Source organism: Azospirillum sp. B510, from assembly GCF_000010725.1.
Taxonomy (GTDB): Bacteria; Pseudomonadota; Alphaproteobacteria; order Azospirillales; family Azospirillaceae; genus Azospirillum; species Azospirillum lipoferum_B.
On sequence record NC_013858.1, the window covers coordinates 318,687 to 339,414 of the forward strand.

General features: G+C 68.1%; 20 protein-coding genes. 11 read left to right on the forward strand and 9 right to left on the reverse strand.

Annotated features, from left to right (window positions below):
• Positions 1-5 precede the first annotated feature (5 nt).
• Positions 6-398 carry a hypothetical protein gene (locus tag AZL_RS28770; protein ID WP_012977905.1) on the forward strand — a complete coding sequence of 131 codons (393 nt, stop codon included), beginning with the start codon at positions 6-8 and terminating at the stop codon, positions 396-398.
• 160 nt (positions 399-558) lie between these two features.
• Positions 559-933: a response regulator gene (locus tag AZL_RS28775; RefSeq protein ID WP_042446122.1), complete on the forward strand. Its 375-nt coding sequence runs from the start codon at positions 559-561 to the stop codon at positions 931-933.
• 34 nt (positions 934-967) lie between these two features.
• Here the strand turns inward: AZL_RS28775 and AZL_RS28780 are convergent, their stop codons facing one another.
• On the reverse strand, positions 968-2,182 hold the full coding sequence (locus tag AZL_RS28780) for an NnrS family protein (protein ID WP_012977907.1): 1,215 nt from the start codon (positions 2,180-2,182) through the stop codon (positions 968-970).
• Between the two features lie 133 nt (positions 2,183-2,315).
• Between AZL_RS28780 and AZL_RS28785 the strand changes: the two genes are divergently transcribed.
• Entirely contained in the window at positions 2,316-3,578 is a 1,263-nt protein-coding gene (locus AZL_RS28785) for a winged helix-turn-helix domain-containing protein (protein WP_012977908.1), read from the forward strand.
• The gene (locus AZL_RS28790) at positions 3,571-4,089 is read left to right on the forward strand and encodes a GNAT family N-acetyltransferase (protein ID WP_012977909.1); all 519 of its coding nucleotides are present in this window, start codon (positions 3,571-3,573) and stop codon (positions 4,087-4,089) included. The genes AZL_RS28785 and AZL_RS28790 overlap by 8 nt, the downstream gene beginning before the upstream one ends.
• Here the strand turns inward: AZL_RS28790 and AZL_RS28795 are convergent.
• On the reverse strand, positions 4,034-4,513 hold the full coding sequence (locus AZL_RS28795) for an Lrp/AsnC family transcriptional regulator (protein WP_012977910.1): 480 nt from the start codon (positions 4,511-4,513) through the stop codon (positions 4,034-4,036). The two genes, AZL_RS28790 and AZL_RS28795, sit on opposite strands and share 56 nt — an antisense overlap.
• A 182-nt stretch (positions 4,514-4,695) precedes the next feature.
• On the opposite strand from AZL_RS28795, the gene AZL_RS28800 reads away from it, so the two are divergent.
• Complete coding sequence (locus AZL_RS28800; protein ID WP_012977911.1) at positions 4,696-5,382, forward strand: alpha/beta fold hydrolase; 687 nt, start codon at positions 4,696-4,698, stop codon at positions 5,380-5,382.
• On the opposite strand, the gene AZL_RS28805 is transcribed toward AZL_RS28800, so the two are convergent.
• Positions 5,375-6,136 (reverse strand): AraC family transcriptional regulator, encoded by a 762-nt coding sequence (locus AZL_RS28805; protein ID WP_012977912.1) that lies wholly within the window; start codon positions 6,134-6,136, stop codon positions 5,375-5,377. The two genes, AZL_RS28800 and AZL_RS28805, sit on opposite strands and share 8 nt — an antisense overlap.
• A 362-nt stretch (positions 6,137-6,498) precedes the next feature.
• On the opposite strand from AZL_RS28805, the gene AZL_RS28810 reads away from it, so the two are divergent.
• Positions 6,499-8,007 (forward strand): acetyl-CoA hydrolase/transferase family protein, encoded by a 1,509-nt coding sequence (locus tag AZL_RS28810; protein ID WP_012977913.1) that lies wholly within the window; start codon positions 6,499-6,501, stop codon positions 8,005-8,007.
• Between the two features lie 61 nt (positions 8,008-8,068).
• Here AZL_RS28810 and AZL_RS28815 read toward each other — a convergent pair whose 3' ends face one another.
• Positions 8,069-8,239: a hypothetical protein gene (locus AZL_RS28815; protein ID WP_247894507.1), complete on the reverse strand. Its 171-nt coding sequence runs from the start codon at positions 8,237-8,239 to the stop codon at positions 8,069-8,071.
• A 383-nt stretch (positions 8,240-8,622) separates the two neighbouring features.
• On the opposite strand from AZL_RS28815, the gene AZL_RS37240 reads away from it, so the two are divergent.
• Together AZL_RS37240 and AZL_RS28825 are read left to right on the forward strand one after the other, a co-directional pair.
• Positions 8,623-9,708, forward strand: coding sequence for a hypothetical protein (locus tag AZL_RS37240; RefSeq protein WP_012977914.1), 1,086 nt, complete (start codon positions 8,623-8,625; stop codon positions 9,706-9,708).
• A gap of 41 nt (positions 9,709-9,749) precedes the next feature.
• Complete coding sequence (locus AZL_RS28825) at positions 9,750-10,931, forward strand: hypothetical protein (protein WP_012977915.1); 1,182 nt, start codon at positions 9,750-9,752, stop codon at positions 10,929-10,931.
• A gap of 97 nt (positions 10,932-11,028) precedes the next feature.
• Here the strand turns inward: AZL_RS28825 and AZL_RS28830 are convergent, their stop codons facing one another.
• The 4 genes from AZL_RS28830 to adh all read right to left on the reverse strand — a co-directional run bounded on the left by AZL_RS28830 (position 11,029) and on the right by adh (position 16,173).
• On the reverse strand, positions 11,029-12,858 hold the full coding sequence (locus AZL_RS28830) for an ATP-binding response regulator (protein WP_012977916.1): 1,830 nt from the start codon (positions 12,856-12,858) through the stop codon (positions 11,029-11,031).
• Between the two features lie 4 nt (positions 12,859-12,862).
• On the reverse strand, positions 12,863-14,056 hold the full coding sequence (gene nosP / locus AZL_RS28835) for a nitric oxide-sensing protein NosP (RefSeq protein WP_012977917.1): 1,194 nt from the start codon (positions 14,054-14,056) through the stop codon (positions 12,863-12,865).
• A gap of 120 nt (positions 14,057-14,176) precedes the next feature.
• The gene (locus AZL_RS28840; RefSeq protein ID WP_012977918.1) at positions 14,177-14,557 is read right to left on the reverse strand and encodes a DUF779 domain-containing protein; all 381 of its coding nucleotides are present in this window, start codon (positions 14,555-14,557) and stop codon (positions 14,177-14,179) included.
• A gap of 95 nt (positions 14,558-14,652) precedes the next feature.
• Entirely contained in the window at positions 14,653-16,173 is a 1,521-nt protein-coding gene (adh, locus tag AZL_RS28845) for an aldehyde dehydrogenase (RefSeq protein WP_012977919.1), read from the reverse strand.
• Between the two features lie 282 nt (positions 16,174-16,455).
• On the opposite strand from adh, the gene nadA reads away from it, so the two are divergent.
• From nadA to nadC, 3 genes are read left to right on the forward strand one after another with little or no spacing between them, the layout of a single operon-like run.
• The gene (gene nadA / locus AZL_RS28850) at positions 16,456-17,466 is read left to right on the forward strand and encodes a quinolinate synthase NadA (RefSeq protein ID WP_052293799.1); all 1,011 of its coding nucleotides are present in this window, start codon (positions 16,456-16,458) and stop codon (positions 17,464-17,466) included.
• A 58-nt stretch (positions 17,467-17,524) separates the two neighbouring features.
• Positions 17,525-19,159: an L-aspartate oxidase gene (locus AZL_RS28855; protein WP_012977921.1), complete on the forward strand. Its 1,635-nt coding sequence runs from the start codon at positions 17,525-17,527 to the stop codon at positions 19,157-19,159.
• The gene (gene nadC / locus AZL_RS28860) at positions 19,144-19,977 is read left to right on the forward strand and encodes a carboxylating nicotinate-nucleotide diphosphorylase (RefSeq protein ID WP_012977922.1); all 834 of its coding nucleotides are present in this window, start codon (positions 19,144-19,146) and stop codon (positions 19,975-19,977) included. The genes AZL_RS28855 and nadC overlap by 16 nt, the downstream gene beginning before the upstream one ends.
• Before the next feature lie 57 nt (positions 19,978-20,034).
• Here nadC and AZL_RS28865 read toward each other — a convergent pair whose 3' ends face one another.
• Positions 20,035-20,601, reverse strand: coding sequence for a carbonic anhydrase (locus tag AZL_RS28865; protein WP_042446130.1), 567 nt, complete (start codon positions 20,599-20,601; stop codon positions 20,035-20,037).
• Between the last annotated feature and the right edge of the window lie 127 nt (positions 20,602-20,728).

The following is a 20,728-nucleotide window of genomic DNA, read 5'->3' on the forward strand; positions in this document are numbered from 1 at the left end:
GCGACATGAGCGAGCTTGCGGACGATCTCGACCATCGGACCGATGTGCGGGGCGGGTTGCCGGCGGGCCGGGCGCGCGCATCGGCGCGTGACGCCCTGACCGCCGCCGGCTTCACGCCGATGGATTTGGGCGGCGGTTGCCATGCCTGGTATCGCCGGTCCGATGACGGCACCCATGCCCTGATTTCGCACAACAACGCGCTGGAGGGCGACCCGGCGGCCAGGGACTGGATCATCGGCCAATATGGCGAGCGTGGCGGCTTCGTCGAGGTCGGCGGCCTGCCGCTGTCCCGCGCGCTGGAGGGCGCAGACCTCCTGCCCTCGCCGCTAAGGCCGGACGGATCGCTGGTCGAGGCGCTTTATCCATCCCTGCAACAGGCGCTGGATGATCTTGGATGATAGCCGGACCATGGCGCGCGGATGGCCCAATGGGCGATGACCAAGGTCCGGGTGGACAAGCGCGGGGCTGAACGGAAAAGCTCACGCCGGTTGCCGGGTGGGATCATGCCCCCCATCCGCCGGTTACCGACAGTCCCGACCAGCCGCGAGCCGCCTGCCCATGGAAGCCGACCGATCCCAGCCCTTGCGCATCCTGCTCGTCGAGGACGAGCCGCTGGTGGCCATGGCCATCGAGGATTCTCTGGAAACCCAGAATGTCGGCGTCGTCGGTCCCGCCGCCACGGTGGCGGAGGCGCTGGACCTGATCGCCGAGGGCGGCATCGACGCCGCCCTGCTCGACGTCACGCTGCGCGGGGAACGCGTCGACAGCGTCGCCGACGCGCTGAGCGCCAGGGACATCCCCTTCGTCTTCACCACCGGCCATGGCGCCGCCGGCCTGCCGCGCAACCATCAGGATCGCCCTGTCCTGACCAAACCCTTCCGCGAGATCGAGATGAACGACGCCATCGACCGCTATTTCCGGGGAGCCGTGTGAGGCTCCACCCCAATCCCCTTGATGATCCTCCCGATCAGCCCGGCCGCCCGTCGGCCCGCGGCGCCAGCAGGATCGGGGCATAAGCGGCGAGATAGAGGGTGAAGGCCGCGACCCAGGCGTAGCCCGACCATTGCAGCGCCGCCCACACCCACTCCACCGGCAGCAGCGGCGAGGCGGTGCGGGCGACCGCCGCGACCGTCAGCAGCGCATAGGCGGCGACCGTCAACCGCGACACCACCAGCGGCCGCCCGGTGTGGCCGAGCGAGGCGCGGCTCATCACCGCCAGGATCAGGGTGGCGAAGGCGCCGACCGTCAGCGCATGGATTCCCGCCGCCGCCGGCAGCCCGGCCAGGGCCTGCAACCCGCGCAAGCCCAACGCCACCGGCACCCACAGGTAGCCGACATGCAGGATCCACAGGATCGGCGAGCGCCAGACCTTCCAGCCCCGCCAGCCGGCCAGCCGCACCGCATGGGCCACGGCGGCGGCGAGCGCGATCAGCCCGGTGACCACCGAGTCCGGCGCCAGCATCGTCGCCGGGACCAGAAGCAGCGTCAGCGCCAGCGTCGACCGTTCCACCAGCGGCCAGGAGCGCAGCGCCAGCCCGGCCTTCCCCAGCCCGTTGCGGGTGAAGGCCGGCAGGATGCGCCCGCCGATCACCGTCACCATCATCAGCACGATGCCGAGACCGAGCGCCAGCCCGGCCTCCGTCCCGCCATCCAGCAGTTCCAGCCAGTCCAGATGGATCAGCAGGTTGGCCACGGTCATCAGCGCCAGCAGGATCAGGAAGGCGCTGTTGCGCCATTTGCCCGCCGCCACCAGCGGCCGGGCGAGCGCCACGCCCAACCCCGGCAGGAAGGCGAGGTCGATCACCGCCGCCACCGGCTCCGGCATGCCGGTCCAGGGGAAGACGGCGACCCGGCCGGCGACCCAAAGTGCTGCGAGCGCCATCAGCGGCGCGCCGGCCACCGCCTTGGTCCCGGTCCAGCTCGGCACCGCGGTCAGCAGGAAGCCGGCGACGGCGGCCACCACCATGCCGAACAGCATCTCATGCGCATGCCAGGCGCCGGCGCCGGGCGCATGGTCCGGCCATTCCCCGGTCACCAGCACGCCGAGCCAGGCGGCGAGCAATCCGACGGCGGCGACTCCGCTGGCCAGGAAGAAGAAGCGGAAGCCATATTGGAACAGGATCGGGATGGTGGGGCCGTCGTCGCGGCCGGCGAGGCTGGGGATCGACATGGGCGGGGACATGGGCGGAAACTCCGGGAAAACGGATGCTGCGATGCAGGATGACCGTCAGCCTGCGCGCGCCGCCCACCTGTCGCCTTGACGAAAATCAAAAGCATTCTCAAGGTGACATCCCATCCTCTTTCGCCCCGGCCCCATGCCCCGTTCCGAAAGCCTGTCCCTGCGCGAGGCCCGGCGCATCGCCATCGCGGCGCAGGGCTTTCCCAACGCGCCATCCGCCGACGGCCTTGCCGGCGATCCGGTGGAGGCCCGCCATGCCCGGCGCCTGATCGGCCGGCTGGGGCTGGTGCAGATCGATTCGGTCAATGTGCTGGTGCGCTCCCATTACCTGCCGCTCTTCTCGCGGCTGGGCTCCTACGAGGCGGCGCTGCTCGACCGGCTGGCCTATGGCGGCAAGCGGCGGGCGCTGTTCGAATATTGGGGCCACGAGGCCTCGCTGATCCCGGTGGAGCAGCAGCCGCTGTTCCGCTGGCGGATGGCGCGGGCCGAACGCGGCGAGGGCGTCTATGGCGAACTGGCGCGCTTCGCCATCGAACGGCGCGCCTACATCGACTCCGTCCTGGCGGAGGTGGCGGCGCGCGGCCCGATGGGCGCGTCGGAACTCAGCGCGGCCGGGCGCGGGGCCGGCGGCTGGTGGGGGTGGAGCGACGGCAAGCGGGCGCTGGAATATCTGTTCTGGGCCGGGCTGGTCACCACCGCCGGCCGGCGCGGCTTCGAACGGCTCTATGACCTGCCGGAGCGGGTGCTGCCCGCCGCCATCCTCGCCACCCCGACGCCGGAGGAGGGCGAGGCCCAGCGCGCCCTGCTGCGCATCGCCGCCCGCGCCCATGGCGTGGCGACCGAACGCGACCTGCGCGACTATCACCGGCTCGAACTTGCCGATACCCGCCGGCGCATCGCCGAGCTGGTGGAGGCCGGCGAGCTGCTGCCGGTGACGGTGGAGGGCTGGGACCGCACCGCCTATGTCGCCCCCGACCTGCGGGTGCCGCGCAAGGCCACGGCCCGCGCCCTGCTTTCCCCCTTCGATTCGCTGATTTGGGAGCGGCAGCGCACCGAACGCCTGTTCGGCGCCCGCATCCGGCTGGAGATCTACACCCCCGCCCACAAGCGGGAACATGGCTATTACGTCCTGCCCTTCCTGATGGACGAGCGCATCGCCGCCCGTGTCGATCTGAAATCCGACCGCAAGGCCTCGGCCCTGCTGGTCCAGGCCGCCCACGGCGAAGCGCACAGCCGTCCCGAAACCGTCGCCCCGGCCCTGGCGGCGGAGCTGCGCCGGCTGGCCGGCTGGCTGGCGCTGGAGCGGATCGTCGTTAAGGGCGGCGGCGATCTGGCGCCGGCCCTGACCAGTGAGTTGGCCAGTGAGTTGACAGGGGAGTTTACCGCGCATCATGGATGACCTGCCGACGCCAGAGATCCGCCCGGCGCGCCCCGCCGATCTCGACGATGTCGCGGCCCTCTGGTTCGAGAGCGCGAGCCGGATGGAGGGGGTGTCGGCGGCCTTTCCCGGCCACGAGGAGCTGCGCGGCCGGATCGACCGGGAGCTTGCGGCCGGCTGGGATTTGCGCGTCGCCCTGTCGAATGGGCGGATCGTCGGGCTGCTGGCGCTGATGCCGGCGGAGGCCAAGCTCGACCAGATGTTCGTCCACCCCGACCGGCAGGGCCATGGCATCGGGCTGGCCCTGCTGGATCTGGCGAAGAGCGTCATGCCGGACGGCTTCTCCCTGCGCACGCCCCTGGCGAACCGGCGGGCGCGCCGCTTCTATGAACGCCATGGCCTGGACCTGCTGGGGGAAGGCGTGCATCCTGTCCTGGGCACCGCCGTCTGTTTCTATGGCTGGCGCGGCGGGGCAGTCACTCCAGATGGTCGAGCGGCAGCCGGGTCTCGAACTTCACCTCCTTCAGGGTGACGCTCGATTTGACATGCGACACCGCGGGGATGGAGAAGATGCGTTCGCTGAGGAAGCGGCCGTAATCCTCGGTGGTCGGCACGACGATGCGCAGCAGATAATCGGCGTCGCCGGTGACGGCGAAGCATTCCAGTACCTGGGGCATGCCGGCGATGGCGCTTTCGAACTGTTCGACCGCATTCTCCTTGTGACGCTCCAGCGTGACATGGGCGAAGACGCATTCCCCCAGCCCCAGCTTGCGCGGGTCGAGCTGCACGGTGTAGCGGCGGATGACGCCGATCTCCTCCAACGACCGCACCCGGCGCCAGCAGGGGGAGGCGGACAGGCCGACGCTGTCGCCCAGCTCCTGCATGGTCAGGCGGGCATTCTCCTGAAGCGCCGCCAGGATGCCCTTCTCGTGCCGGTCGAGCTTGACCGCCGCCATCCGCAATATCCTCCGCCCACAAAACCGTTTCATCTGCAAACATAGGGCGGGGCGGCGGCCGGTGCGAGCCTCTTCGCGCAAGCCCTTTTCCATCCAGAGGAAAATTCCACCGCCCCGGCTGGACGTCCCGGCCGCCGCCATGGTCTGACTGACCCGTCCGACCGCAAGCGGGAGCCGCCACCATGAGTTCCACCCCGACCATCATTCTCGTCCATGGCGCCTTCGCCGACGGCTCCTCCTGGGGCCGGGTGATTTCCCGCCTCCAGGCGGAAGGGCTGGCGGCGGTCGCGGTGCAGAACCCGCTGGTCTCGCTCGACGATGATGCCGCCCATGTCCAGCGCGCCATCGACCGGACCAGGGGGCCGGTGGTGCTGGTCGGCCATTCCTGGGGCGGCGCCGTCATCACCCAGATCGGCGATCAGGAGCGGGTGAGGTCGCTGGTCTACATCGCCGCCTTCGCCCCCGATGCCGGGCAGTCGCCCAACGACACGCTGAAGCCCTTCCCGCCATCCGCCGGCCTGTCGGGGGTGTCGGTGGACAAGGGCCGTTTCCTGACCCTGACGCCGGAGGGCATGGCCCGCAACTTCGCCCAGGATCTGCCGGCGGCGGAGGCCGCCCTGCTGGCCGCCACCCAGGGGCCGGTCGCCGCCGCCTGCTTCGCGACCAGGGTGAGCGCCGCCGCCTGGAAGGCCAAGCCTTCCTGGTACGTCGTCGCCACCCAGGACCGCATGCTGCCGCCGGATTTCCTGCGCGCCACCGCCGCGCGCATCGGCGCCCGGACAGCGGAGGTCGACAGCGGCCACGCCCCCCATCTGTCGCGCCCCGACGCCGTGGCGGCGGTGATCGTCGAGGCGGCGCGCGCTATCTGACCGCCTTCCGCAGCGCCCCCGGCGTGGTGCCGCGCCGCCGCCGCAGGCTGCGGGTCAGGGCGGTCTGATCGGAGAATCCGACCGCCAACGCCACCTCGGCCAACGGCAGCCGGCCATCGCGCAGCAGCGCCTCCGCCCGGTCCAGCCGCAGCTCCGCCAGCAGGCGGGCCGGGGTGCTGCCGGTCCGGACACGAAAGCGCTCATGGAAACGGCTGGGCGCCAGACCGGCGGCCTCGGCCAGTTCCGCCACCGTCAGCGCTTCGCCGCAACGCTCCGCCATCAGCGCGAGGGCGCGGTCGATGGGATCGGCCGGCAGGGGCAAGACCGGCGGTGCGGGCTCCGCCGACCGGCGGGTTTCCAGGGCGCGCAGCAGCAACCCCGCCGCATGATGCGCCAGCACCGGGTCGAGCGGCCGGTCGGCCGCCTCCGCCGCCAGATAGCACACCAGCCCATCCAGCGCCCCATCGATGGCGAAGAAGGCGTCGCAGGCGCGGACCACCGCTTCCGGCACCAGCCCGGCGGCCGGCACGTCCAGCACCACGAAGCGGTTGGTGCCGCCGCTGCGGAAGCTGTGCGGCACCCCGTCGGCCACCAGCACCCCCTGCCCATCGCCCACCCGCCCGCGGGCGCCGCCGACCTCCATGTCGAGAGTGCCGGTGACGGGCAGGACGATCTGGTGATGGTCATGGGCGTGCCGCCGTTCATGCCCGTCGTAACTGCGGGCGCTGACGGTCGGCCGATGCGGGGACGCCACGCCGGCGGACTCCTGAGGTCGGTTGGCTGATCTCGGCCGTGAAGGCCGATGCTACGCCGTTCTCCCCGGCGCGGACAAGTGCGGGAACGCGGGCACGGGATTCGGGCAACTTTCCTTGAATACCAATATACGAAATTGAGTTTCAGGAAATCTGGCAAGAACCTTATCAAGTCGATATCCGAATTCCGCACCGAACTGCCGATATTCGCACACCTATTCACTTGAGAATGACCTGATATTCCGGACGAACAATTGCGGCGGCCGACTGGTGTTCCCTATTGAGTATTTTCAACCAAGAAATACGGCCGCAGAAGAACGGATCGTTCGCCAGTCGCCAAAAAACACATACAAAGGAACGCCCGATGTACCGAGACCGCATCCGACTGAAATCGCTGTGGGGCAAGGTCGTGCCGGCCGAGGAGGCCGCCTTCCTCATCAAGGACGGCATGACCGTGGGCATGAGCGGCTTCACCCGCGCCGGCGACGCCAAGGCGGTGCCGCTGGCGCTGGCCGAGCGCGCCGCGTCCGAGACGCTGAAGATCACGCTGATGACCGGCGCCTCGCTGGGCAACGACGTGGACAGGATCCTGACCGAGGCCGGCGTGCTGTCGCGCCGCCTGCCCTTCCAGGCCGACCCGGTGCTGCGCAAGGCGATCAACCGCGGCGAGGTGATGTTCGTCGACCAGCATCTGTCGGAGACGGTGGAACTGCTGCGCTCGCGCCAGATGGGACCGGTCGATGTCGCGGTGATCGAGGCCTGCGCCATCACCGACACCGGCGGCATCGTGCCGACCACCTCGATCGGCAATTCGGCAACCTTCGCCATCCTGGCCGAGAAGATCATCGTCGAGCTGAACCTGACCCAGCCGCTGGATCTGGAGGGGATGCACGACGTCTACATCCCGACCCGCCGCCCCTTCCGTGAGCCGATCCCGGTGGTGACGGCGGAAAGCCGCGCCGGCCTGCCCTATATCCCGATCGATCCGTCGAAGATCGCCGCCATCGTGGTGACGCGCAAGCAGGACAGCTCCGCCAGCATCCAGCCGCCGGACGGCGAGACCAGCGCCATCGCCGGCCATCTGATCGAGTTCCTGGACCGCGAGGTTCGCCAGGGCCGACTCGCCCGTTCGCTGTCACCGCTCCAGGCCGGCATCGGCACCATCGCCAACGCCGTGCTGCACGGGCTGATCGACGGGCCGTTCCACGACCTGACCATGTACAGCGAGGTATTGCAGGACAGCACCTTCGAGCTGTTCGACGCCGGCAAGCTGACCTTCGCGTCGGGATCCTCGATCACGCTCAGCGCCGGCAAATATGCCGAGGTGCTGCCGAAAATCGGCTCCTACAAGGGCCGGCTGCTGCTGCGCCCGCAGGAGATCTCCAACCATCCCGAGGTGATCCGCCGGCTGGGGGTGATCGGCATCAACACCGCGCTGGAATGCGACATCTACGGCAACGTCAACTCGACCCACGTCAACGGCACGCAGATGATGAACGGCATCGGCGGATCGGGCGATTTCGCCCGCAACAGCCATCTCGCCATCTTCGTCACCAAGTCGCTGGCCAAGGGCGGCGCCATCTCCAGCATCGTGCCGATGGTCACCCATGTCGACCACAACGAACATGACGTCGACGTGCTGGTGACGGAGGTCGGGCTGGCCGACCTGCGCGGGCTGGCGCCGCGCGAACGGGCGGAGACGATCATCCGCAACTGCGTCCATCCCAGCTACCGCGAGCTGGCGGCGGACTATCACCGCCGGGCGCGCGTGCGCGGCGGCCACACCCCGCATCTGCTGGAGGAGGCCTTCGCCTGGCACTGCCGGTTCCAGCAGACAGGCAGCATGATCCCGGCGATGCAAACCGCCGGATAGGAAGCCTCGAAACCGGGCGGGCCGCGGAATTCCGCGACCCGTTCCCATTACCTGTATGCCGTCACACGTGCTGCCCGCCATTGCGCTCCAAATAGAGAAGCAGGGCTGGATAATAGTGTTTGCGATCCGATGAAATCTTTTCACAGAAACGCTTGGCGGCTCCGCTCTTGAACCACTCATCAAGCTGGCCGTTTTCGCGCTTCTCCGCAACCGCCTTGTCGATGGCGTCCAAAATCCTGTGTATCACCTCAGGCCTCGTCTTGTGAGAACCGGGCGGCGCTTTCGTCGTCCTGCCTCTTTTATATGGCCCAATTGGCAGTGACCGGCCCCGCGTTCTGGGAATGGCTGCATGCTGCAACGCACAAAACAGCTTGCGCAAAATCGTTACCGGTAAATCATTCCACAATCGCGCGGCTTTCCGCACAGTCGCTCTGCCAGATATGTTCTTATAGTTGTGTTATCTTAAATCATTTTCTCTAATATTATTTTCATACATTTGAATGATTACTAAAGGAGGAATTTCGTTTTATTTCGATCCAATTTGGTTGTTGCTGTACGTCCCAATTTCCGAAAAATGGCGATTGTCTGTTGCCGAATTTACAAAAGGATTTTCCAATGAGCACTCAAGAATCTAACAATATCATCCCGCATCCCATCGACCCTCTGGCAATTCCGATGGTTCCGGTTCAAATCCCTCTTCAGGGTGGAACCGATGGTGTCTTCCATATGGCAATCCAAATACCGGGATCGAACGGGGTTTCCTCCAAGAATGCCGTGGTGCAACTCGACACCGGATCGACGGGCTTGGTACTTCCCGCCGAGTTTTTCTATGAGGAGGGCACCTATAGCTATAACGAACAGACGAAGGAGATCACCGGCACGCTGATGCCCGGCGTCAAGAAACATGGACACGCGACGGTGAAATACGAACCGTCGACGGATGACATGCATGGCTTCCATTTCAGCGTCCCGAACCTGCTCATCGGGGTCGTGAATAACGTGGGAGCGGCCATGACCTCGGAGGTCACGGCGATCGGCATCGTTGAAAAGACGCCGCATATGTGCGGCATCGGTTTCGGACGGCCGGTTCTGGCCAGCAATCCCTTCCTGTCGGTCGTCGGCATGTCCACCGGGAACCTGTATCCCTCGTTCCTGCTGACCACCAAGGGAATCTGGCTCGGCCTGACGCCGGAAGAGGCGGCCAAACAGTTGGGCGGCAGCTTCGGCTATCAGAAACTGACCTATGAAGGTCCGGCTCCCCAGCCGTTGAACTCCAGCCAGTGGTCGACGCCGACCGGCTATTTCCGGGTCAGCAACATCAATCCGACGGACACGACCAAATACGGGATCCTGGTGGATACCGGGGTCGATCTCGCGATGGTGAAGTCCCCGATCACCGACCTGGAAGACCAGATCAAGGCGGGATCGATCGTCGCCGTCGAAATACCGGTCGAGCCGGCTAGCGTCACCGTCGCTTACAGCTTCGCGATCACCGGTCACACGACCGTGAAGCTCGGCCCGAAGGCACCGGAAAGCTTCGTTTTCACCACCAAGGCGATGCCGGACACGGTCGCCCCGAAATATCTGGTGCCGCGCGGCACGGGCAACTTCGTCAACACCGGCTTCCATCTGCTGAACAGCTATCAGCTCTTTTTCGACGCGAAGGTCGGACAGGTCGGCTACGCCGCCTATCCCGCCTGATCCACCCTCCCATCCGCAACCGATTGCCCGCGAGACCGGACATGACCCGGACCAAGAAGCCACCACCCAGCACCGCACTGCCATCGCCGCTCAACCTGACGATCGAGCAGATCCTGAATGCCGGCGCCACCATCGTTCCACTGTTCATCGTTCCCTTCGACAAGACCAATCCCTACGCCCGCAAGGTCGGGATTCCGGTGATCGTCACACCTGACGCCCCGACGCACGGCACCCAGTTGCCCGAACCCGTGCTGTTCGAATTCGACACCGGAGGCAAGGCATTCTGGGCCGACAGCGCGAAGCTGCCGTCACTGGCCGGTTGCACCACCCATGGCGAAGTGTTCACCCAATACACCAGCGGCATCACCTATTTCGGCCAGGCGACGGATGTCTATGTATCCCTGATAGCCGGAGCCGGCCCCGGTCCGGTCACCACCAAGGCGACCATCGCAGCGGTCGATACCATCCTGCGGCCGAAGGACCAGCAGGAAGGCCCTTCGACCTTCCCCATCTTCAACTATTTCTCCGGGGATTTTGGCGTATCCCTGCAAAGCACGGCGTCCGCGCCGCAGTCGCCCCTGAAGCATCAACTTCCCTCGGGCTATTCGCCGCCCTCCAGCATGCCGGAGATGCTGGGCGTTCTTTCCCAGCTTTCCTACAACAACGGCGCCGGCTTCATCGTCGACCTCGTGAACACCGTTCCCTATATCGGCGAGGAACTGCCGAAGGGAACGCTGGTCGGGCGGTTGATCCTGGGTGGCATCGAAACGCTGGCCACCAGCTTCCCGCTGGCCTATGCCATGCAGTCGGCGGGAACCTCCTACACCCAGCTTTTCGGGGACGAAACCAAGATCGCCACCTATGCCGAAGGGATCGCGACCGGAACAGCCTATGTCCAGGTTCCCGACACCCCCTATGCCAGTGCGCCGGACATCTCCTATGTGATGGACACCGGCGCCACGGAGACCACCTTCTATCAGGGCACCAATCTCAACGTCAGCATGCGGCCCGCGGTCGGCGACAGCATCGTGCTGAATCTGGACGGCGGCCAGACGGTGATGAAGTTCACCGCCGGCAGCGAGCAATGCAACGACCTGACCGCCTGGGGCAAGGGTGATCGCGGGAACGGATGCGTCAACACCGGACTCGGCATGTTCCTGCAATTCCCGGTGCTGTACGATCTCGCCAATGGAAAGCTCTGCCTGCCGGCCCCGCCCAACTGACCCAGTCCAACCGGCATCGACTGAACCAACCTGACCAAACCGGCAGGTTTCACCGGCGGCGCGCGTCCCGACAAGGGGCGGGCGCCGTCGGCGTCCGCTACCCCACCAGCCCCGACATCACCGCGCGCAGCTGCGCCGGCTTCACCGGCTTGTTCAGCACCAGGCAGCCGGCCGCCTTGGCCTCGTCCGCCAGTTCGGGTGTGCGGTTGGCGGTGACGATCACCGCCGGCAGGATGCGGCCGCAGGCGGCGCGCAGCCGCGCCACCTCGTCGACGCCCAGCACCCCGTCGTCGAGGTGATAGTCGGCGATCAGCAGATCCGGCGGCTGCGGCATGCCCGACAGCAGGGCAAGCGCCTCGTCGCCGTTGGTGGCCGACACCACGTCGCAGGCCCAGCCGCGCAGCAGCGCCTCCATCCCCGCCACCACCGCCGGCTCGTTGTCCAGCACCAGCACCGAGGTGCCGGCCAGCCGGTTGGTCATCGGCCGGGCGGCGACGCTGGCCGGACGCACGGCGCGGCGTTCGGTGCCGCGCGGCACGGTGACGGCGAAGACCGAACCGCGCCCCGGCTCCGACCGCACGGTGACCGGGTGGTCGAGCATGCGGGCGACGCGGTCGACGATGGCGAGGCCGAGGCCCATGCCGCGGTCGCGCCCCTTGGTCACCGGGGTGTCGAGACGGCGGAACTCCTGGAAGATCTCCGGGATCTTGTCGCGCGGGATGCCGGGGCCGTTGTCCCACACCTCGATGCGGATGCCGTCGCCGACCCGGCGGCAGCCGACCACCACCCGGCCGCCCTGGACATAGCGCAGCGCGTTGGACAGGAAATTCTGCACGATCCGGCGCAACAGCCGCATGTCGCTGCGCACCACCGCCCCCGATCCCACCACCTTCAGGTCGATGCCGCGCCCGGCCGCCACCGCCGCATATTCGGTGGCGAGCGGCGCCAGGATGCCGCGCAGCGGGAAGTCGGTGACCTCCGGCGTCACCGCCCCGGCATCGAGCTTGGAGATGTCGAGCAGCGCCGACAGCAGATCCTCGACCGAGGCGAGCGCCACGTCGATGTTCTCCACCAGCTCCGCGTTGGCGTCCGGCTGCTCCAGGTCGGCAAGCGCGGAGACGAACAGGCGGGCGGCGTTCAGCGGCTGCAACAGGTCGTGGCTGGCGGCGGCGATGAAGCGGGTCTTCGACAAATTGGCCTGATCGGCCTGGAACTTGGCCTGCTGGAGCTGGTCGTTCAGAGTCATCAGGGCGGATTTCTCCGCCTGTTCGGATTCGCGCCGCCGCTCCTCCTCGCGCTTGACGTCGGTGATGTCGGTGTAGACGCCGACGATGCCGCCGTCGCGGGTCCGCCGCTCGTTCACCTGGATCCAGCGCCCGTCCGCCAGCCGGTTGAGGAAGACGCCCTTCAGGTCATGGCGATGCTCCATCCGCTCGCGCAGCCAGACCTCGGGCGGCGGCTCGCTGACCGCGCCGGCGGCGGCGACCATCGCCACCAGATCGTTGAAGCGGATGCCGGCCTGGATGCGGCCCGCCACCGCCGGCCAGTAGGACAGGTATTTCCGGTTGCACAGCACCAGCCGGTCCGCCGAGTCGAACAGGGCGAACCCCTCATTCACCGATTCGATGGCTTCGAACAGGCGGGTGCGCATGGTGTCCGCCAGCTCCTTGGCGCGGGCGAGGTCGCGGTTGCTGTCCTCCAGCTTGTGCAGGGCGCGCTCCAGCTCCAGCGTGCGCTCGCGGATCTTCTGCTCCAGCACGATGGCGGTCTGGAACAGCGAGAAGGCGCCGCCCTGGAAATCCATCGACCGTTCGACACGGTCCATCAGCACCTTGTTGATGCGTTGCAGCTTGGCGTTCTCGCGCTCCAGCTCGGCGATGCGGTCTGCGGGGTCGAGCGTCCAGTTGCGGGTTTGCATGCCGGCCATGGCTTTAGCGCCCTCCGATGGCGACGCCCGTGAAGGTCTGGTTGACGTGCATGCCGTTCACCTGCTCGCCATAGGCGCAGAAACCGACGACGCGATGGCGGGCCAACCGGTCCGACATCACGGCGTTCAGCTGCCGCTGTTCCATCTCCAGCCGGCGCAGGATGCAGTCGCAGCCGAGGATCAGGTCGGGGGCGCCGACCTCCGCCTCGATGCCCTCGATCAGCCCGTCGAAGTTGGCGACCGGATCGACCCCTTCCGCCACCGTCAGCACGATGCCCTCGTCGATGGCGCAGAAGAAGGTCAGGCTCTCGTCGTCATTCACCTTCTGGATCGAGCGGACATGATACTGGCCGCCGACCCGCACCACGACGGGGTGCGAGGCGAAGATCATCGGGGTCAGCGGCTCCCCCTCCAGCCCGACCAGCCGGGCGTACTCGCGGCCCGCCGGCTCGGCGTTGATCTCATGGACGATGCGGTGCTGCGGATCGGCGCCGGTGACCACCATCTTGCGGTCGGAGCTGACGAAATGCTGGGTGCGGAAGACGGTGAAGGGCCGGTTGGTGGTGAACAGCGTCACCACCGCGGCATTGGGGTGGAAGGCGCCGTCATGCAGGACGAAGGTGCGCTCGAAATGCAGGTCGTCGCCGGCCGACGCGCCGAACAGCGGGATGTCGATCAGGGCGTTGTGCAGCGCGCTGACCACCGTCTCCTCGCTCATCGACAGCCCGTCGATCAGCAGCATGGCGAAGCTGCCGGCCTCCTCGCCCAGCGGCACCGGCCGCGACGCCATGGCGCGGTCGCGGCGCGACAGCAGGGAACGGGCGATGGCGGTGCTGTCGGCGATCTCGAAGCGGTCGACATGGTCGACCAGCGCGGTGACGATGCAGAAATCCTCGCTCGGGAAGCCGACCGCCACCAGGGCGTTGGTGGTGTAGCCGCCGGGGCCGATCTCCCCCGCCGTGGTGCAGCCGATGACCGGCACCATGCCGAATTCCGCCGCCAGCGCGTCGGCCAGCGCGTGGCGGTCATAGCTGGGGGCGCAGAAGACGACCACCAGCTCCAGCGCCGCATCGCCCAGCCCGGCGCGCAGCTCGCGCGCCGCCGCCTCCGGGCGTTCGGCATGGGTCACGGCGCGCGGCATCCCGTCGCCGGCCACAGCCTTCACCGGATCGTCTGCGGACCTCTCCTGTGCGGACATGGCGGCCTCCGGCACCCCCCTCTCCGCGCGCGGGTGCGATCCGGCAAGGGTACTCCAGGGATGGCGGCGGGCAAGACCAATCCGCGGACCGGTGAAGGAGGACATGGCGCGGGGCGGCTCCTAAAGATGTTCCGCCGGCCGCGGATCGGACAGGCCGGCCAGTTCGTCGTCGGTGAAGAGGCGGGCCCTGGCGGTGAAGCGCACGCCGTCCGGCGCCTCCAGCGAGAAGCCGCCGCCACGCGCTTGTATCACGTCCAGGATGACCTGGGTGTTGCGCCACCATTGGAAGGTGTCATCGGACATGCAGAAGGGCGCACCGGCGACCGTGCCGAGACAAAGGTCGCGCCCGCCCAGCCGGAACTCCCCCAGCGGCAGGCAGAGCGGCGCCGACCCGTCGCAGCAGCCGCCCGACAGATGCAGCATCAGCGGGCCATGCTTCGCCGCAAGGCGGTCCAGCAGGGCGACGGCCTCAGGTGTGGCGATGACGCGATCGGTCGGCATGGAGGCGTTCCTTTAACACGAAACCGCGGAAGGAAAGAAAAAAGGCCGGGGGACACGCCCCCGGCCCAGGTTTGCCCGATAGGGAGGAGCGGGGCTCAGAAGAAGCCGAGCGCTTTCGGGCTGTAGCTGACCAGCAGGCACTTGGTCTGCTGGTAGTGGTCGAGCATCATCTTGTGGGTCTCGCGGCCGATGCCGGACTTCTTGTACCCGCCGAAGGCGGCGTGGGCCGGGTACAGGTGGTAGCAGTTGGTCCACACCCGGCCGGCCTGGATGGCGCGACCCATGCGGAAGTAACGGCTGCCGTCACGGCTCCACACGCCGGCGCCCAGGCCGAACTCGCTGTCGTTGGCGATGGCAAGCGCCTCCTCCTCGGTCTCGAAGGTGGTCACGGCGACGACCGGGCCGAAGATCTCCTCCTGGAAGATGCGCATCTTGTTGTGGCCTTCCAGGATGGTCGGCTGGACATAGTAGCCGCCCTCCAGCTCACCGCCCAGATGGGCGCGCTCGCCGCCCAGCAGCACCTTGGCGCCCTCGGCCTTGCCGATCTCGATGTAGGAGAGGATCTTCTCCAGCTGCTCCTGCGAGGCCTGGGCGCCGATCATCGTGCCGCCATCCAGCGGATGGCCCTGGGCGATCTTCTTGACGCGCTCGACCGCCAGCTTGATGAAGCGGTCGTAGATCGACTTCTGGATGAGGACGCGGCTCGGGCAGGTGCAGACCTCGCCCTGGTTCAGCGCGAACATCGCGAAGCCTTCCAGCGCCTTGTCCAGGAACTCGTCGTCTTCGGCCATCACGTCTTCGAAGAAGATGTTCGGCGACTTGCCGCCCAGCTCGACGGTCGACGGGATGATGTTTTCCGCGGCGTATTGCAGGATCAGGCGGCCGGTCGAGGTCTCGCCGGTGAAGGCGATCTTGGCGATGCGCTTGTTGGTGGCGAGCGGCTTGCCGGCCTCGAGGCCGAAGCCGTTGACGATGTTCAGCACGCCCGGCGGCAGCAGATCGCCGATGATCTCGGCCAGCACCATGATCGCCATCGGGGTCTGCTCGGCCGGCTTCAGCACGATGCAATTGCCGGCGGCCAGCGCCGGAGCCAGCTTCCAGGCCGCCATCAGCAGCGGGAAGTTCCAGGGAATGATCTGGCCGACCACGCCCAGCGGTTCATGGAAGTGGTAGGCGTAGGTGTGGTGGTCGATCTCGCCGATCGAGCCTTCCTGGGCGCGGATGCAGCCGGCGTAGTAGCGGAAATGGTCGATGGCGAGCGGTACGTCGGCGGCGCGTGTCTCGCGGATCGGCTTGCCGTTGTCCAGCGTCTCGGCCAGCGCGATGACCTCCAGCCGCTCTTCCATGCGGTCGGCGATCTTCAGCAGGATGTTCGAGCGCTCGGTCGGCGAGGTGCGGCCCCAGGCGGTCCTGGCGGCATGGGCGGCGTCGAGCGCCAGCTCGATGTCGGCGGCCTGGGAACGGGCGACCTCGCACAGCGGCTTGCCGGTGATCGGGGTCAGATTGGTGAAGTATTGGCCGTCCACCGGAGGAACCCACTGGCCGCCGATATAGTTGTCGTAGCGGGGGCGGAGGGCGATCTGCTTCTGAAGCGTGTCGAGAGCCTGGTGGAGCATTTGGGCCGTTCCTCTCAGTGTGGCGAACCGGTCAGGTCCCCGGTCCGGCGCGTTTGTCGGCGCCATTCAGCCACTCTGGGAGGTGGAGGGTAAATTGTACTATGGAAGGAGACGGTGTGGGGGTGCGATTGTTCGCACACCGCCCTATGCCGGGCCGCTCCTCCACCTCCGCCATGAAGGCGGCAGAGCCCGCTTGCCTCCCCTCCCTGTTCTTTGCGCTTGATATACTCTTATAGAGCACATATGGTTTTGCTCAGAAAGAGTACACTGCGGAGCGGCAAAATGCCCGAGGTCGCCGAACTCGCCTACACCCCCGCCGTCGCCGCGGCGACCGCGCCGATCTATGAGCGGATGAAACGCGTCGTGCCGGCCATCGAATGGCCCTTCCACGCGCCGCTGGTCCACGCCATCAACGCGCTGAAGCGCGAGCGCAACGCCGTCATCCTGGCGCACAACTACCAGACGCCGGAGATATTCCACGGTGTGGCCGACATCGTCGGCGACAGCCTGGCGCTGGCCGCCAAGGCGACGCAGACCGACGCCGACGTCATCGTTCTCGCCGGCGTCCATTTCATGGCGGAGACGGCGAAGCTGCTGAACCCGGCCAAGACGGTGCTGATCCCCAGCCGCAACGCCGGCTGCTCGCTGGCCGACAGCATCACCGCCGCCGATGTCCGCCTGCTGCGCGAGGCGCATCCCGGCGTGCCGGTGATCGCCTATGTCAACACCTCGGCCGAGGTGAAGGCGGAGGTCGACATCTGCTGCACCTCGGGCAACGCGGTGGAGGTGGTGGAATCGCTGGGCGTCGACCGGGTGATCTTCCTGCCCGACGAATATCTCGCGAAGTATGTCGCCACCCAGACCAAGGTCGGGATCATCGCCTGGAAGGGCCATTGCGAGGTGCATGAGCGCTTCACCGGAACGGAGATCGACGAGTTCCGCCGCCGCTTCGACCGGCTGACCGTGATCGCCCATCCCGAATGCCCGCCCGACGTGCTGGAGGCCGCCGATTTCGTCGGCTCCACCGCCCGCATGATCGATTTCGTCGGCACCGAGAAGCCGCCGCGGGTGCTGATGGTCACCGAATGCTCGATGAGCGACAACGTCGCCGCCGCCTCGCCGGACACCGAGTTCGTGCGACCCTGCAACCTCTGCCCGCACATGAAGACGGTGACGCTGCCGGGCATCCTGGAGGCGCTCCGGACCCTGGAACCGCGCGTCGAAATCCCCGACGCGCTGGCCGCGCGCGCCCGCCGCTCGGTGGAGCGCATGCTCGCGGTGAAGCCGAAGTGATCCCTCTCTCCCCAGGGGGGAGAAGGGACTTGTCCGCGTTGCATCGAGGAGTCCCCCCGTGACCTCCAGCACGCCTTACGATGTCCGTGACGCCGAGGTGATCGTCGTCGGCTCCGGCCTTGCCGGGATGACCGCGGCGCTGCGGCTGGCGCCGCGCGCGGTCACCCTCATCACCAAGACCGCCGGCCTGCCCGGCGGCTCCAGCCTCTACGCCCAGGGCGGCATCGCCGCCGCCGTCGGTCCCGGCGACCGGCCGGAGGACCATGCCGCCGACACCATCGCCGCCGGCGCCGGGCTGGTCGATGCGGCGATGGCCGCCCTGCTGACCCGCGACGGCGCCGCCCAGGTCCGCCGGCTGTTGGAGGACGGCCTGCCCTTCGACCGCGCACCCGACGGCTCGCCGCTGCTGGGCCGCGAGGCCGCCCATGGCGCCGCGCGCATCGTCCATGCCGGCGGCGACGCCACCGGCCGCACCCTGGTCACAGCACTGGCCGAGCGGCTGCGCGCCACACCCTCGGTGCGGGTGGAGACCGGCGCCTTCGCCGTCGATCTCGTGCTGCGCAACGGCCGGGTCTGCGGCCTGCTGGCCTGCCATGGGCAGGGCTGGGTGCTGCACCGGGCGCCGCGGGTGATCCTGGCGACCGGCGGCATCGGCGCCGCCTTCGCCCGCACCACCAACCCGGCGGAGGCGACCGGCGACGGGCTGGCCATCGCCGCGCGGGCCGGCGCCCGGCTGGCCGACCTGGAGTTCGTGCAGTTCCACCCGACCGCGCTCGCCGTCGATGCCGACCCGGTGCCGCTGCTGACCGAGGCCTTGCGCGGCGCCGGCGCCCTGCTGCTCGACCGGACCGGCCGGCGCTTCATGCCCGACGAGCATCCGCTGGCGGAGCTGGCGCCACGCGACGTGGTCGCCCGCGCCATCGGCCGGCGCGTCGCGGCGGGGGAGCCGGTGTTCCTCGACCTGCGCCCGGCGCTGGCCGCCAAGCCCGGCGGCTTCCCCACCGTGCTGGCGCTCTGCGCCGAGCATGGACTAGACCCCTTCGCGGCGCCGATGCCGGTGGCGCCCGCCGCCCATTACCATATGGGCGGAGTCGTCACCGATGCCGATGGGCGCACCAGCCTGGAGGGGCTATGGGCCTGCGGCGAGGTCGCCCGCACCGGCGTCCATGGCGCCAACCGGTTGGCGAGCAACTCCCTGCTGGAGGCGCTGGTGTTCGGCGCCCGCGTCGCCCGCGACGTGGCGGAGCGGCCGCTGGCGCCGCTGCCGCCCTTCGCCCTGCCCCGTCCGCCGGCGGTCGCCGCCGATGTCGGCGATGCCCTGCTCGACGCCATCGGGGCGGAGGGGCGGACGGCTCTTTACGAGGGTGCCGGGCTGGTACGCGACGGGCTCGGGCTGCTGGCCGCCCGGCGCAAGCTCGACCGGCTGGCGGCGGCGCTCGACACGCTACGCTGTGACGACGGCGATGAGGCCCCGCCCGCCATCATCCGCCGGTGGGGCGAAGCGCGCAACCGGCTGCTGGTCGGCCGGCTGGTCGTCCATGCCGCGCTGGCGCGGCGCGAGAGCCGCGGCGCCCATTGCCGCGGCGACCATCCCCTGGCCGACCCCGCCTCGACCTCCCGCACCCTGACCCTCAGCGATCTGGCCGGCACCGCCGGCCCCCTGCCCGGAGACGCCGCATGCTGCATCCTCTGACCGTCGAGCCCATCGTCCGCGCCGCCCTGGCCGAGGATCTGGGCCGGGCCGGCGACATCACCACCGACAGCATCATCCCGGCTGGCGCGACGGCGACCGCCCGCATCGCCGCCCGCAAGGACGGCCGCGTCGCCGGGCTGGACGCGGCGCTGATCGCCTTCCGCCTGCTCGACCCGGACATCGCCGTGGCGCTCGAGCGCACCGACGGCGATGACGTTCCTCCCGGCGGCACCATCGCCACCCTGAGTGGCAAGGCCCGCGCCCTGCTGACGGCGGAGCGCACGGCGCTGAACCTGATGGGCCGGCTGTCCGGCATCGCCACCGCCACCCGCGCCCTGGTGCGCGAGGTCGATGGGACCAAGGCCCGCATCGTCTGCACCCGCAAGACCACCCCCGGCCTGCGCGTGCTGGAAAAGCACGCGGTGAAGCTGGGCGGCGGCTTCAACCACCGTTTCGGGCTGGATGACGCCGTGCTGATCAAGGACAACCACATCGCGGTCGCCGGCGGCGTGCGCCCGGCGGTGGAGCGGGTGCGCGCCGCCATCGGCCACATGGTGAAGGTGGAGGTGGAGGTCGACACGCTCGACCAGCTCGACGAGCTGCTGGGCCTGCCGGTCGATGTCGTGCTGCTCGACAACATGGACCCGGAAACCTTGCGGCGCGCCGTGCGGATGGTCGACGGCCGGCTGCTGACCGAGGCGTCGGGCAATGTGACGCTCGCCACCGTCCGCGCCATCGCCGAAACCGGCGTCGACATGATCAGCTGCGGCTGGCTGACCCACAGCGCCCCCAACCTGGACCTGGGGCTGGATATGTGAAGCCCGCCCGCCGGCACTCCCGCTCCCCAACCGGGGGCGGGGGTGCCGGCCGCGCCGTCACGCCGCCAGCGTCTCGACCTTGCCGTCGAGACCCATCATCAGCAGCTCGACCTCCAATTCGGGATGGCGTTGCTTGGCCATGTCCTTCAGCTTGGTCAGATATTGGCCGTGGACCTCGGTCTCGCGCTTGGGGTCGCCTGCCAGATCCTGATTGAGGAAGGCCTTGTAGGCGCCGCAGTCACGGTGATCGATGACGACCAGCCGCTTCACATGGTGCAGCTCGCGGGCGATCTCGACCTCGTCCCAGAAGGCCTCGCCCCAGGACGGCTTCTTGTCGTTCAGCGCGCCAAGGCTGGCGCCCGCCAGAACGATGTGATCGTATTTCTCCTTCAGGCCGCGCCCGTCCATATACTCGGCGACCCGCGCCATCAGCCGGTAATCCATGCAGGTCAGCAGCAGCGTGTCGACGCCGCCCGCCTGCGCCGGCCGCGTCAGCATCGGGGTCAGCAGCGTCACCCCGGCGCCCAGCGTCGCCAGCTTCAGAAAGCCGCGGCGCGAATTGTGCGGAGCGTGGCAACAATCATGGCCATGCCCGGCGGACCGATGCGTCGTCAGATCCCTCATAAAGCCCTCCCTGATTTGTCGATCAGGCGGAGGGTAATCGCGACTTAAGGGAAACTCCATCCACAAGGTTCATCAGTAGGGATTTCCCGTATCGCAGAAAAACATACTATCTTTACGGTCCAATCCA

Bases quoted from the DNA above. Each gene is read 5' to 3' on its own strand.
- AZL_RS28770 (WP_012977905.1), top strand. From the start codon at position 6: ATGAGCGAGCTTGCGGACGATCTCGACCATCGGACCGATGTGCGGGGC.
- AZL_RS28775 (WP_042446122.1), top strand. From the start codon at position 559: ATGGAAGCCGACCGATCCCAGCCCTTGCGCATCCTGCTCGTCGAGGAC.
- AZL_RS28780 (WP_012977907.1), bottom strand. From the start codon at position 2,182: ATGTCCCCGCCCATGTCGATCCCCAGCCTCGCCGGCCGCGACGACGGC.
- AZL_RS28785 (WP_012977908.1), top strand. From the start codon at position 2,316: ATGCCCCGTTCCGAAAGCCTGTCCCTGCGCGAGGCCCGGCGCATCGCC.
- AZL_RS28790 (WP_012977909.1), top strand. From the start codon at position 3,571: ATGGATGACCTGCCGACGCCAGAGATCCGCCCGGCGCGCCCCGCCGAT.
- AZL_RS28795 (WP_012977910.1), bottom strand. From the start codon at position 4,513: ATGGCGGCGGTCAAGCTCGACCGGCACGAGAAGGGCATCCTGGCGGCG.
- AZL_RS28800 (WP_012977911.1), top strand. From the start codon at position 4,696: ATGAGTTCCACCCCGACCATCATTCTCGTCCATGGCGCCTTCGCCGAC.
- AZL_RS28810 (WP_012977913.1), top strand. From the start codon at position 6,499: ATGTACCGAGACCGCATCCGACTGAAATCGCTGTGGGGCAAGGTCGTG.
- AZL_RS37240 (WP_012977914.1), top strand. From the start codon at position 8,623: ATGAGCACTCAAGAATCTAACAATATCATCCCGCATCCCATCGACCCT.
- AZL_RS28825 (WP_012977915.1), top strand. From the start codon at position 9,750: ATGACCCGGACCAAGAAGCCACCACCCAGCACCGCACTGCCATCGCCG.
- AZL_RS28830 (WP_012977916.1), bottom strand. From the start codon at position 12,858: ATGGCCGGCATGCAAACCCGCAACTGGACGCTCGACCCCGCAGACCGC.
- nosP (WP_012977917.1), bottom strand. From the start codon at position 14,056: ATGTCCGCACAGGAGAGGTCCGCAGACGATCCGGTGAAGGCTGTGGCC.
- AZL_RS28840 (WP_012977918.1), bottom strand. From the start codon at position 14,557: ATGCCGACCGATCGCGTCATCGCCACACCTGAGGCCGTCGCCCTGCTG.
- adh (WP_012977919.1), bottom strand. From the start codon at position 16,173: ATGCTCCACCAGGCTCTCGACACGCTTCAGAAGCAGATCGCCCTCCGC.
- nadA (WP_052293799.1), top strand. From the start codon at position 16,456: ATGCCCGAGGTCGCCGAACTCGCCTACACCCCCGCCGTCGCCGCGGCG.
- nadC (WP_012977922.1), top strand. From the start codon at position 19,144: ATGCTGCATCCTCTGACCGTCGAGCCCATCGTCCGCGCCGCCCTGGCC.
- AZL_RS28865 (WP_042446130.1), bottom strand. From the start codon at position 20,601: ATGAGGGATCTGACGACGCATCGGTCCGCCGGGCATGGCCATGATTGT.